The sequence below is a fragment of the Proteus sp. NMG38-2 genome, assembly GCF_020640995.1.
Taxonomy (GTDB): Bacteria; Pseudomonadota; Gammaproteobacteria; order Enterobacterales; family Enterobacteriaceae; genus Proteus.
The window spans coordinates 1,303,328-1,317,025 of record NZ_CP085481.1 but is presented as its reverse complement, the minus strand read 5'-3'; the positions used below and the strand labels follow the sequence as shown (position 1 = coordinate 1,317,025).

Here is a 13,698-nt window from a genome sequence, read left to right as displayed (position 1 = left end):
ATATTTCTTTCATTATTAACTAATATATATTGAGATCTACCCCAATGGTTAAATAAAGTTATTTTTTTTCATTTGATACTTCGTTATTAATAAATACTGGATAGTAATTCAGTTCTATTTTTTCATTTTCTATTAAATTTCTTATCAGTTCTGGCGGACGAAAATTATGGTCCTTAAAGATTAAAATAAGTTCATCTGATGGTATTGTTTCAAAATCATTATAAGTATTTGGTGTTTTTTTATAAACGATTGACATCCAAACTTCACTTAATTGCCAGTGACATGCCCCGCCCCCATTAAGGGCTATTTGTGCCTGATAGATATCACTGTTACCTTGTTGTTTAAGTGTTACGGTATTAGGATTAAAACCCGGAATATAATATTTCTCGCCAGCTGAATTATATCGAGCACGTTGGCAAATATCGGAGCGATAAAGCACATTTAGAGGTAATGCCTCAATGCCTTCTGGAAGTTTGATCCCGACGGTAACCCACTCTGTATTAGCAGGAGGAGACAGTGTTTTATTTTTATCACTACGAGGTGCACAGCCTTGGATCATAATGATGATAGGCAGTAAGAGAAAAAACTTATAAACGCTCCATTTCTTCTCTTGCCTTATATTTGACGTAAATAGGTTCAAATAACCTCCTGAATTGTAATTGAAGTTATATTTAGTTAAGACTTTTTAATTTATTATAATTTGGTCTTGAAGAGTTGATTTTTTCTATAGTGCCATCTGAATAATAAATAATAATATCTTTTTCTAGCTCTTTAGGCATGTCAATCTTCGTGATATTATCCTTATGAAAGAGAGGGGTAAATAATATATTTCTTTCATTATTAACTAATATATATTGAGATCTACCCCAATGGTTAAATAAAGTTATTTTTTTTTCATTTGATACTTCGTTATTAATAAATACCGGATAGTAATTAAGTTCTATTTTTTCATTTTCTATTAAATTTCTTATAATTTCTCCTTCATTATATTTATTGTTATTAAAGAGTAAAATAAGTTTATGTGATGGTATTGCTTCAAAGTCACTATCAGTATTCAGAGTTTTTTTGTAAATGATTGATATCCAAACTTCACTTAATTGCCATTGACATGAACCGCCTCCATTCAGGGCGATTTTAGTCTGATAGATATCACTGCTACCTTGTTGTTTAAGTGCTACGGCGTTAGGATTAAAACCAGAAATATACTCTTTCTCACCTGCAGAGTTATATTGAGCGCGTTGGCAAATTTCGGAACGATAAAGCACATTTAAAGGTAATACCTCAATCCCTGCTGGAAGCTTGATCCCGACGGTAACCCACTCTGTATTAGCAGGAGGAGACAGTGTTTTATTTTTATCACTACGAGGAGCACAGCCTTGGATCATGATGATGATAGGCAGTAAGAGAAAAAACTTATAAACGCTCCATTTCTTCTCTTGCCTTATATTTGACATAAATAGGTTCAAATAACCTCCTGAATTGTAATTGAAGTTATATTTAGTTAAGACTTTTTAATTTATTATAATTTGGAGGCCATGAAGATTTTTTTTCTATGGTGCCATCTGAATAATAAATAATAATATCTTTTTCTAGCTCTTTAGGCATGTCAATCTTCGTGATATTATCCTTATGAAAGAGAGGGGTAAATAATATATTTCTTTCATTATTAACTAATATATATTGAGATCTACCCCAATGGTTAAATAAAGTTATTTTTTTTCATTTGATACTTCGTTATTAATAAATACTGGATAGTAATTCAGTTCTATTTTTTCATTTTCTATTAAATTTCTTATCAGTTCTGGCGGACGAAAATTATGGTCCTTAAAGATTAAAATAAGTTCATCTGATGGTATTGTTTCAAAATCATTATAAGTATTTGGTGTTTTTTTATAAACGATTGACATCCAAACTTCACTTAATTGCCAGTGACATGCCCCGCCCCCATTAAGGGCTATTTGTGCCTGATAGATATCACTGTTACCTTGTTGTTTAAGTGTTACGGTATTAGGATTAAAACCCGGAATATAATATTTCTCGCCAGCTGAATTATATCGAGCACGTTGGCAAATATCGGAGCGATAAAGCACATTTAGAGGTAATGCCTCAATGCCTTCTGGAAGTTTGATCCCGACGGTAACCCACTCTGTATTAGCAGGAGGAGACAGTGTTTTATTTTTATCACTACGAGGTGCACAGCCTTGGATCATAATGATGATAGGCAGTAAGAGAAAAAACTTATAAACGCTCCATTTCTTCTCTTGCCTTATATTTGACGTAAATAGGTTCAAATAACCTCCTGAATTGTAATTGAAGTTATATTTAGTTAAGACTTTTTAATTTATTATAATTTGGTCTTGAAGAGTTGATTTTTTCTATAGTGCCATCTGAGTAATAAATAATATTAGCACTTCCTAGCTCTTTAGGCATATCAATATTCGTGATATTATCTTTATGATAGATAGGGGTGAATAATATATTTTTTTCATCATTGACTGATATATATTGAGGCCTATCCCAACTATTAAATAGGATTATTTTTTTTCTATTTTCTATTTTACTATTAATAAATACTGGATAGTAATTCAGTTCTATTTTTTCATTTTCTATTAAATTTCTTATTAGTTCTGGCGGGCGAAAATTGTGGCCATTAAAGATTAAAATAAGTCTATGTGATGGTATTGCTTCAAAGTCACTATCAGTATTCAATGTTTTTTTGTAAATGATTGATATCCAAACTTCACTTAATTGCCATTGACATGAACCGCCTCCATTCAGGGCGATTTTAGTCTGATAGATATCACTGCTACCTTGTTGTTTAAGTGTTACGGTATTAGGATTAAAACCCGGAATATAATATTTCTCGCCAGCTGAATTATATCGAGCACGTTGGCAAATATCGGAGCGATAAAGTACATTTAGAGGTAATGCCTCAATGCCTTCTGGAAGTTTGATCCCGACGGTAACCCACTCTGTATTAGCAGGAGGAGACAGTGTTTTATTTTTATCACTACGAGGTGCACAGCCTTGGATCATAATGATGATAGGCAGTAAGAGAAAACATTTATAAACGCTCCATCTCTTCTTTTGCCTTACGGCTAAAACGGATAAGGGCATTTTCGCCTCCTGGAATTGATTTTGTGATATTAAGAGTGATAGCCACTGATTCTTGCATGCCTAAAAAACATTTATCTCTTGCAACTCTTTTGGGAGGGATCCTAGTTTGATCAGTATCATTTCTATTGGTGTATTGTTGTATTTGTTCTTTAAACTTCTGTCGATTGAGTTTGCGTTGTAATTCTAGCTCTGGCCAAGAAGCTTCTAATAATTCATTGTTTATATATGGAACATACATATCTGACATAGAATGATTTCTAGGATCTGTAAAGCTATCTAACAATGGATTTGTATTGGAGGGGAACAAATTTTCATAATCATCGAGGTTATATTCTTCCATTAATGCTTCTTGGTTAGCCCGTGCCTGCTCATTATCTAGCTTTGCTAACGATGGAACAAGAAAAAGCTTTACTTTATAAGGAAGTGGGCTAGTTTGCCGACGGCAATATAATTGTAAAGTATAATCATGGCATACTAAATATTCAATATGTTGTGATATTTTAAAAAAGCAAACTAATTCACCATGATGCCAAAAAGGATCTCCAGATATGGCGCCTATTTTATCTAATGGAAGTTGAACTAAACCCGCCCAAATAAAACCAAAAGTGTTACCCAAGTAACCAAATTTGCCATATAACCAGTTATCTAAATCAGCGTCAGGAGGCACGCTGGTGACAGTATCGGAATCATTAACATGTCGGTAATGAACAAAACTAGTCATCGTTTGAATGGCTTTAGCTGAAAAAATACGAGGCATACCATAAGTATATAATAAAGGTTTATAATTTTTCATTTCAGCGGCATAAGTTAGACCAAGTGCGCCTCCTAAACTATGTCCACAAATAAATGTTTTTTTATTTTTTATTTTATCAACTAGCTCATCCCAAATATCTTTAAAACTCACTTTTGCTATATTATAGGCATCTAAAAACCCCCCATGTATTTTCCCTTCAGAGGCAATCTCTTTTGGGCAAATACTTGGAATATAATTAATATCAGTAAACCAATCTGGTGCCTCCCATGTACCTCGCCAAGAAACAATAATATGCTCTTTATTTTCAACATAAAAAAGTTGCGTATTACCAACTGGAATAGTTGCTCGGCGAGTATCCATAAAAACAGGAGAATAGTAACGTTCACTAAATGGGACATCATTCACTACGGTGTAAGGCATAATTGTTGATTTTGTGAGCTGTGGAATAGCCGATAAATCTTGAAAGTCACGATCGAAAAATTTAATTAAATCGGGTTTATCAAGGTAGGCTAAATCAGACATCACGGCGAGATTATATGCATTAACTAGGGAATATTCGGGTATATGATGAAGAATGAGTAACCATGCGCGGAAAGGGCAAATTTCAATAACATGACGTTTATCTAACTGTTGATCGGATATTTTATATCCATCAAATTTATTTCCATTTGGGAAATGATAGAATGGTAATTTATCATCATTCCAATTTTCAATTACAGGCGCTTGGTTGCATAGTTCCCCAATTTTTGCATAGTGATAAATATGGCTCTTATCTGTATCATATTTGATTGTTGAACCTTCATCGTGTCGGCTTAATCTAAGTTGTCGTTTTTCCATTTCATCAGCAAATTCCTGGGCTTCTAGAAAGAGAGAAAGTTCCAGTTTATGTAAGTTTTTAATGGTAATTATTCCATCTTTATCACTTTTTCCTTTATAAATCTTATTATGCCCACAACGTGTTGATTCATTTTCAGCATACCATGATATACCAGCAATAGGTTTATTTAGCTCATCAACTAACTTTATTTCAACCCAGTATTTTTTTTTGATTATTATTCAAACTTACTATTTTTGTTTGACAGACCGACGATGTGTTATTAGAAAACATATTTATTTCCTTATAAATTTTTACTTTTTATTTTTTTAAAAAACTTATTAATATAATGCTGAAAACGGAAATTATAGTGAATATTCTAAACATAAAAGAGAAAACTTGTTGCGTACGTTCCTCGCCATTATAAATAACCCCATTGTAAAAAATAAAAATATATTTATCATATAAATAGGTATTTAAATTTGGAATTAAAATGACGGTAAAATAAATAAGCAATGAAATAAAGAATGAAGGTATAATTACTGTGCTAATTTTCATTCTAAATTGTTTGAATAGAGAGAATGCTATTGTATTTAATATTATCATTATAATAAATAAAAAAACAAAAGAATAAGTAGGAGTAAAAAATGACGGAAGCTCATTTAATAAATTATTAATTTTACTATTTCGTTTAAAACCATCAATGGATAACAATAGAATTAAAGAATAAAATGAAATGATTAAAATTGATAAAAAACTTAAAATATATTTATTCATAAAATCTCCCAAAAAAGAACTTTTTTTGCTTTTTCAAGGGATGTTACTCGCGCGTTTGAACCAAATAAATCAGTAAAACTTTCTGTAAAATTAGGAAAAGTCACTCTAAAAAAAGAGCCTATTGTTCCACTACCGGCTAATTCACCTTTATTCCATAAATCAATATGGTCTCCTGTTGCTGTTTTTTCTCCTGCTCGTAACCAATAATCTTGAAAAAATATAATGCCTGTTTTATCTGATATTACGCTTTCGTATGAACTCCCAGTTAATTTTATTGCTTTAGGACAACCTGCAAAAGGTTGATTTTGTAAATAATTACTTAATTCTTGTGCCCTAATTGCATGTATCCCTTTTTTTGTTTTATCGTCAGGTGTTGGGCAATGCCAACAACGAGTACCATGGAAACTCCTCATGAGTATTCCACATTGATATAGTGCTTCACTGACATGTATAGCACAGTGATCTGAAAAAACATCATCTCGCGTTTTAGGATCTTTGTGTTCTATTGTTGAAGATGGATAAGCATCCCATAATTTCTCAAATTGTAAGACATTAAGTGAGAGTGTTTTGATCGAATTTGAGTTTCCATTAGTTTTAGCTGTTGTCTCTTTATTCGGCATTTGTTTCTCCTAGTTCTATTTTTTCTAGTGCTTCATCTCCCCATAAAATTTTGATGTCAGATTCAACACCTGTTTCAAATCGTTCTGTTAATCCCTCACTGTTTGTATATCCAAATAAAATCTTACCGTTATTTGATGTCATATAATATGGGTAATTAGGAATAGGAGCTCCTGTCAATATATTGGTTGCTTTGAATTGCTCATCGTGAATGGTATCAGGAAATTCGATTTCTAATGAGTTGGGATAAGACGTATAGATAGTTAGTGTTTTCCCATCTTTATCAGAAACTCCATTATATTCTTCGCCTTCCTCTGTTGTGATTTTATAAGAAGTGAAAGCTAATGGCTCTCCAGTTTGTTCACTCGTTAATACATACTCACCACTAAAACCTCGGGGAAGTTCATTAATTGGGGTTGATAAGGAAGCAGCTCCCATTTTTTGGACATTAGATGATCTTAATAGAATATTTTTAGGACAACCCAGTTCAATATTTCCATTTTTAAGCGTGATATAAGCATCACCACAAGTTAAAGTAAGCTCTTGCTCAGCTTTAATAAGAACCTTACCTTGCTCACTACTTAATAATATATTGCTTAATGCAATGGCATTTAATTCATCATCCTGAGCTTGTAATTCTAATTTTCCTTGTCCTGCAAATAATTTCATTCCTGATTTTCTAGCAAATAAACTTATTGTTTCACTCGCTGTTGCTGTTATTGAATTTTCTGCACTAATATCCGTATTATGGCCCGATATGATCCCAATGCTTTCAACTCCAGAAGAAAGCATAATAGCTTTGGGACTTAAAATACCAATACCTTTTGGTGCATGTAAAAGCATACCTGCGGAGGATAAATATTTTAAAGTTGAATTTAAACTTGATTGACTTTCTAAATCATTGCTACTGGCATGAGCGACTATAGCTGCTTTTTGTAGATTTCTAGCGAGTGATAAAGCCTGCTCTAATTGTTCAATAGCCTCCTCCATTGCCAGCACTTCACCACCTGCTTTGGCTTGATTATCTGCACTAATAAACAATCCTTTACCTGCTCTTATTGCTCCCCAACTGTCAGTGCGTAACTCAAAACCTTCGCCACGTTTATCACGATTGGCATCGACAATATGACCTAAGCTTAACTGAGATTTACCACCATATTCGGTGCTGAGTTTAATATGCTCCTGTCCACGTTTATCCTCCATTCGCAATTTATTATTTGCAGGGGTACGAATCACATTACGAGTGTTGTTTCTATCCGTTACATGATCGGGATGACGCGAATCATGCAATGCATGGGCGATATAAGGTCGGTCTGGGTCGCCCTCATGAAAGGCGATAGCGACTTCAGTACCTTGAATTAACGGAAAATGCATCCCATAGGTATCGCCCGCATAAGGTTTTGCCAAACGTACTGGCATACTTTCATAACCCATGGGTTTTTCATCACGGTCAGCATCAAATTTTACCCAATAAAAACCGTGTTCATTTTGGTGGGCGTAAATATCGTTATCCTTTGCACTGGTAATGCGTGCTGTTAATGTGCCAGAGACGACAGGACGAGGCTTTAACGCAGGTCTCCAACACAGAGTTTCACTGTAGGGGATCGCATTAAATCGTACTTGTAGTGCTTTTTCTCGACCACCACTAAAGCGTAGGCGAGTGATTAAAATCGGTGATTGAAACACAGACGGTAATGATGAAGGTATTGCGTTATCAGTGATAGAAAGCACTTGGAGCGGTGATAAAAAGTCGGCATTACTTTCACCTTTTAAGCGGGTTTGTCGAGTGAGAAAACGTTCATGATCGAGTCTTGCCCAAAAGTTAGCAGTTTCTGCTTCAGGTGTGAGTTTATCGCCACGAGTAAGATGTCTTGCTTGGTAATGATAAACTTCACCATAGTGGATTTCATCACCTTCACCACGTGTCATATCAGCAACTGCAGATAATAATGTGTCTTGCGCTTGTCGATGGTTATAGTCTTTTGTTAATACATTTTGTTCGACCACTTGATGGTGTAATGATAATCCCCATACGCTTTCTTGGTGGTTATCGTTCATACCGGAAGGGCTATTGAGAGGTAATGTTTTATCAAAGATATAAGCACTTTGGCGATCGGCAAAACGGATGACTTCGGTTTGTGTTTGGTCTTGCAAATAGAATGAGTAAAAAATACCAACTTCACTTAATAGTCGTTCTATAAATTGACGATCACTCTCATTGTATTGATTAACTTGCTCACGCTTGGGATATTCATTTTTAAGTGTAAATTCAAATTCCCAATCTTTAAAATTATGCTCACGTAAAATTTGGCTTACAACATCAGGCACAGATTGATTGAGGAAAAATCGATGAGAGCGGATTTGATGACGTAATAATGCAAAGACAGGCTCAATAACGAGTTGATAACGCGCTTCATCCACCGAACCTGATAAACGCCGAAATTGTGTGATAACACCATGAACTTGCTTAGTGATGGGCTCTTGCGTTGCCAAATCGGTAATACTGTTAATTGGCGGTGTAAAAGATAGCGTTGCACTACGGCGCAAGAGTTGTTGTGGCTGTAAATCTTGAGTTTGGCAAGTAAAGGTAATTTGATAATGGTAGGTATCACTTATTGCTTCGCGTCCAGTGAAGTGTTCTACATCAAATAAAACATCACATCCTTGTACATTAAGATAATAGCGATTTTGTCCATTGTACCTGGCCATATTCTCCATTTTTACATTCTCTTTTTTATGTATTTAATTGATCAGTAGTGTATTTTTTAGTGGTTATTCACTGTGAATTACCCTATTAATCACCATAAAACACGCTACCGCCCTTTGCTGTAAACCAAAGCACATAAGGCGTGATTATCAATTCATTATCCATAGCATCATTTTTAGCCAATAAAAAAGCGTATTTAATAATACTTACCAGTGATTTAAGCCAAACATACCACGATACATAAAATAAATTAAACCTATTTATTTTTAAATGTGATTTAACAGTAAAAAAATAGGAATAAATAAGTAGTTACTTTTATTTATATTAGTAATATATTTACAGTTAATTTTTTACTAAATTTTATCAAAAAATAATGTTATCCATTAAATACAATCAGTTACAAATAAAACAATACAAATTTAATACAACACGGGATATTAATAGAGTATTTAAAGTAAAATTTAATTATATATATAGAATTTTGAATATAAAAATATTTAATCACTCCAAATAGGAGTAGAATAAGATTTATTATATTTATTTATATATTTATGAGTGTGATGAGAAAGAATAAGGCAGAATTTTTAAATTTTATTCAATAAAAAACGGGCTTTGTTCAATTACAAAACCCGCCAATAAAATTTAAAACAATAAATTTAGATTAATTTAATAAGTTAATAATTAACCTAATGTACTTGGTACAAGAATTTCAGTCGCAACAATAACAATAACCAGTCCTACTAATACTGGTACAGAAACACGTTTCATCACTTCAAACGGTGAAATTTTCGCCATACCTGATACCGCAACCACAACACCAGAAACAGGTGATAATGTACGGCCTAAGTTTGAAGCTTGTAACATAGGAATAGTTAAATAAGCTGGGTTAACACCCATATTGCTTGCTAAACGAGGAATTAATTCAACGAAAGCATAGAATGGTGCGTTCCCTGAGCCTGTTGTCATCGCAGCTAACATGGTAATTAATACCAGCGCAATCATCATCACGATAGCACCTGAGCCTAATGACTGAGCGCCTTCAATTAAGGCATTAATAAAGCCAACTGTTGTTAAGCCTTGAGCAAATACTCCTGCAGCGACTAATAACATAACAACTTGAGCAAATGCATCTGCCATACCGCGATAAGCAACTTCTAAACCTTCAAAAACCTGTTTTGCACTGAAGCTGCGAATGAATTCGATAATAGCCGCTAAAATCATACAGATGATAATAATGGCAACGATATGAAGCTCTGGTAACCATTTACCATCAAAAACGAGAACACCAATGATTGGCGTAAAAGGTAAAATCGCATAGAAACTTGGTGCGTGAGTTTTGATTTCATTCACGTCTAACATTTCAGTTTCAATGTGCTCTTTGCGGTCAAGGTAACGTTGCCAGAAGAAGTGCGCAATGCACATACCAATAATTGCAGCAATAGAGATAGGCAATGTGGTTTTAAATGCGAAGTCAATCAGCGGCATTTGAGATGCTTCAGCGGCTAAAATAACATCTCCCGATGTTGGCGCTAAAATAATAGAGGCTGGAGATGCACAAATTGCAGCTGCGGCACCGCGACTAATGCCCATATTCACCATAACAGGGAATAAAGTTGCCATTAACAACACCCCTAAACCTGTTGCTGATGAAACAGCCAGTGACATCAAACATGCAACAATGTAAGCCGCAACCATCAGCAGATAAGGTGAGTTGATCATTTTCAGCGGGCGTGATGCTAATTTAACAACAACATCATTAGCACCGATGTGTGTCATATAAGAAGCAAAACCACAAAGTATCATGATCATCATACCTAAATCGCCACCACGGCTCATTAGTAGATTTTTCACATACTCAACAATATCGATTAAGCCATAGCCTGTCGCAGTTGCACTTGCAGGTAAAACAGCTCTTCCCATAATAACGCTGATGATCAGTAATAACAGACCACCTGTCATTAGAACACCGGTTGGTGAATAGCCTTTTACAATATAACGTCCAACGCCTACAGCAACTAAGGCGCCGATAAGAATTTCAATCATTTATTTATCCTGTCTAAAGTAGTCATTTATAAAATGAAGTTTTTTTATTTTTTATCATCATTTTTGCGTTTAGTGCGATTGACACACTCTGCCCAAAGGCAACGTTGCAGTGTATGACATATATCAAAAAAAACGACTATTTTTTTGCATAGGTATAGCACGAATGCTTACTTTTCATTCAAAACATAAATTAAATGATAGATATAAAGCAAAAAGCACACAATTATCAAAATTGTGTGCTTTTATTAAGAGTGTGATGAAGTTAAAAGTCGTGAAATTAAATTTTCTTCAATAGCTGATTAAGTGCTTTTACTTCTGGGCTTTCAGCATCTTGCTTATTCAGCCAATTATCGATGGCTTGTTTCGCTTTTTGCTGTAATTGATCGCGCAATAATTTTTCAACATTGAGTTCATATTGCACCGCATTCCAATCTCCATAAAGCCTTAATGGAATATCAATTTTAGCCAGTTGGCGAATAAATTCATTTTCTTTACCCCACCCTTTTTTAATATTAACCAATAATGTTACATCAAGATCATGACGCTGAAGGTTAACTTTACCCTGCCCTTTAATTTGATAAGCATCCGCTTGGGCATCAAGGGAATTAACCGTCAATTGTCCTTTGGGTGTTAATTTAAATTGGGCAATGACATTATCTGCTTGGGTGTAACTTTCTATATCTTCAGGATAAATCACTTTATCTGTCGCTTGAGCAATAGATTGCTGGATCACCTGTGGGACATTTAGGCCCTGCATCTTAAATTGAGTTAATGAGGTATTGAGTGTGCCCTGCCAGTAATGATAAAAGGCTTTTCGGTTATATCCCGCACCTTCGATATTTCCTTTGGCTGAAATTAATCCACTGAAATTTTCAGGCTGATTAAACGCACGCAATAGAGGTTGTAACGGAATATTATTCATTGTGATATCCATACTAATATGTGCTGGCACAATACTTGTAGAAATCACAGTAGGTAGTGAAAAATCACCCTGATGAATCTTTCCTGTTAAAGTTTGAATATTCATCGAGTTAGGATTATTTAGCGCATCAAGTTTAAAATCATTAATCTCTAAATCTTTATAAAGGAGCTTATTCAGTGCTAATTTCAGCGTAAATTCAAGATCACCCCAATGCGTTAAATCATATTCTTTATTTTCAACAGTCACTGAAGTAATAACTGGCTTGGCCATAATCGTGGCATTAGGTGCTGGAGCCGCGTGTGCAGTATTAAATAATGAAAATGATGATAGTGTCTTATTATCTTTAAGGGACAATAATGCAGTTTCAGTTGTTTTAGCCGTTGCTAACTCTGGTAACAACGTATTTAAATTTAATTGTTCACCTTTTAAATCAACTTGATAACGTGTTTTATTTGCAAACTCTGCACTAACACTACCTTGTAATTGACTGTCATTAGCAGTTAGATTTAGATTATCAAATGAAATTTTTCTCACACCCTCATTTTGGATCATAAAATCTGAGGTTAAACTTCCTGTTATGCCATTTTCAGGGATTTCCACACCGGATAATGCATAATCTAGCTGTGTGATCGTACCGTTGATTTGGTAAGGATAGCTGTTCATATCAGCATTAGCGGCAACATTTAGCGTTATCTCACGACGATCACGATTTACTTTCGTGCTCATCTCTAGATTAATTTGTTTTTTATCATCTGTTTTCAGCGATAAATTAATATCACGCAAATTAAGTTGCTCACCATCTTTCATCTGCCAAATAATTAAGCTGTCTGAAATTTTGACTTTGGCAATATTTAACTGCCAATTATTCGCTCTTGTTTCAATCACAGGGTGAGAAACATCTTTAGGCGTAGAAGGAGAAACTATTTTAGGGATAGCCTTACTTTCAGGTGTTTGACGTACTACAGCACCTTTAAGCATGACTTCTTTTACTTCAAGTTGATGAGAAAGAAGCGGTAATAACTCAACATCCAGACGCATATTATCCGCAGTAATTAAAGGCATTTCAGCACCAGGTGCTGTCAATGACATTTTACCACTGATAATGCTCAGTTTTGGCCAAACATGCCAACGCATATCATCTTGTAATGTGAGTTTATAACCGCTTTGTTTTTCAACTCGCTCAACAAGATATCCACGGAAATCATTAGGGTTAATGAGTAAAACTAATGCTGTTAAGCCTGCCAAAATAACCACAAGCAAAATAGCCAGTGTTGTCAAAAACCTTTTCATATAATTACCCGTTTAGTAAAATCTGATAATGATGATTATAAAGATAGTTAATCTTCACTAATTCGACTACCTACCGCACCTTGTTGATTTTTATATTTAGCATCTTGACGACGATTATAAGGTCTATCGGCGGGGCCAGACATAGGTTCAAAACTTAATGCACCAATCACCATGCCCGGTCTTAATGCAAGAGGCAGTTTACCTGAATTAAAGAATTCTAATACGATTTGCCCATGCCAACCAGGATCAATACGATGTGCAGTAACGTGCACCATCAAGCCTAAACGTGCTAATGATGAGCGTCCATCTAGCCACCCCACCACATTATCAGGTAATGTGACTGATTCTAGTGTCACAGCCAATGCTAATTCACCAGGATGTAAGTAAAACGCCTCACCTTCAGGTAAAACAATCTCATCACTCATCACACGTTCTAATGCAGCATTCACTTCAGCTTTTGGACCACTCAGATCAATATAAGCGGCAGTATGTCCTTGGAAAACACGAAACTGGTTTCCTAAGCGAACATCTGCTGTTGCGCCGTTAATTCGCTCGACAGGCGGGCGAGGCTCAATGACTAATTTACCTTCATCCAGCCACTGAATAATATCACGGTCGCATAATCGCATTTTATTTCCTTCTTCAAGTTAATTAGG

Annotated in this window: 11 protein-coding genes; all 11 read right to left on the bottom strand. The window is 34.8% G+C overall.

Going from position 1 to position 13,698, the window contains the following annotated elements:
* Nucleotides 1-58: 58 nt before the first annotated feature.
* Nucleotides 59-640 carry a hypothetical protein gene (locus LG402_RS06185; RefSeq protein ID WP_227336613.1) on the bottom strand — a complete coding sequence of 194 codons (582 nt, stop codon included), beginning with the start codon at nucleotides 638-640 and terminating at the stop codon, nucleotides 59-61.
* Between the two features lie 31 nt (nucleotides 641-671).
* Nucleotides 672-1,466 (bottom strand): hypothetical protein, encoded by a 795-nt coding sequence (locus LG402_RS06180; RefSeq protein WP_227336614.1) that lies wholly within the window; start codon nucleotides 1,464-1,466, stop codon nucleotides 672-674.
* A gap of 243 nt (nucleotides 1,467-1,709) precedes the next feature.
* Nucleotides 1,710-2,291 (bottom strand): hypothetical protein, encoded by a 582-nt coding sequence (locus tag LG402_RS06175; RefSeq protein ID WP_227336613.1) that lies wholly within the window; start codon nucleotides 2,289-2,291, stop codon nucleotides 1,710-1,712.
* A 31-nt stretch (nucleotides 2,292-2,322) separates the two neighbouring features.
* Nucleotides 2,323-3,117, bottom strand: a complete 795-nt coding sequence (locus tag LG402_RS06170) for a hypothetical protein (RefSeq protein WP_166540032.1) — start codon at nucleotides 3,115-3,117, stop codon at nucleotides 2,323-2,325.
* Complete coding sequence (locus tag LG402_RS06165) at nucleotides 3,065-4,708, bottom strand: lipase family protein (protein WP_227336612.1); 1,644 nt, start codon at nucleotides 4,706-4,708, stop codon at nucleotides 3,065-3,067. Before LG402_RS06165 ends, LG402_RS06170 begins: the two co-directional genes overlap by 53 nt.
* Before the next feature lie 298 nt (nucleotides 4,709-5,006).
* Nucleotides 5,007-5,462 carry a hypothetical protein gene (locus LG402_RS06160; protein WP_227336611.1) on the bottom strand — a complete coding sequence of 152 codons (456 nt, stop codon included), beginning with the start codon at nucleotides 5,460-5,462 and terminating at the stop codon, nucleotides 5,007-5,009.
* Complete coding sequence (locus tag LG402_RS06155; RefSeq protein ID WP_227336610.1) at nucleotides 5,459-6,082, bottom strand: T6SS effector amidase Tae4 family protein; 624 nt, start codon at nucleotides 6,080-6,082, stop codon at nucleotides 5,459-5,461. The genes LG402_RS06160 and LG402_RS06155 overlap by 4 nt, the downstream gene beginning before the upstream one ends.
* Nucleotides 6,072-8,789 carry a type VI secretion system Vgr family protein gene (locus LG402_RS06150; RefSeq protein WP_227336609.1) on the bottom strand — a complete coding sequence of 906 codons (2,718 nt, stop codon included), beginning with the start codon at nucleotides 8,787-8,789 and terminating at the stop codon, nucleotides 6,072-6,074. The genes LG402_RS06155 and LG402_RS06150 overlap by 11 nt, the downstream gene beginning before the upstream one ends.
* 679 nt (nucleotides 8,790-9,468) lie before the next feature.
* Complete coding sequence (gene dcuC / locus LG402_RS06145) at nucleotides 9,469-10,830, bottom strand: anaerobic C4-dicarboxylate transporter DcuC (protein ID WP_087803616.1); 1,362 nt, start codon at nucleotides 10,828-10,830, stop codon at nucleotides 9,469-9,471.
* A 277-nt stretch (nucleotides 10,831-11,107) separates the two neighbouring features.
* Entirely contained in the window at nucleotides 11,108-13,042 is a 1,935-nt protein-coding gene (gene asmA / locus LG402_RS06140; RefSeq protein ID WP_109409726.1) for an outer membrane assembly protein AsmA, read from the bottom strand.
* A 47-nt stretch (nucleotides 13,043-13,089) separates the two neighbouring features.
* Nucleotides 13,090-13,671 carry a dCTP deaminase gene (dcd, locus tag LG402_RS06135; RefSeq protein WP_072070520.1) on the bottom strand — a complete coding sequence of 194 codons (582 nt, stop codon included), beginning with the start codon at nucleotides 13,669-13,671 and terminating at the stop codon, nucleotides 13,090-13,092.
* Nucleotides 13,672-13,698 lie beyond the last annotated feature (27 nt).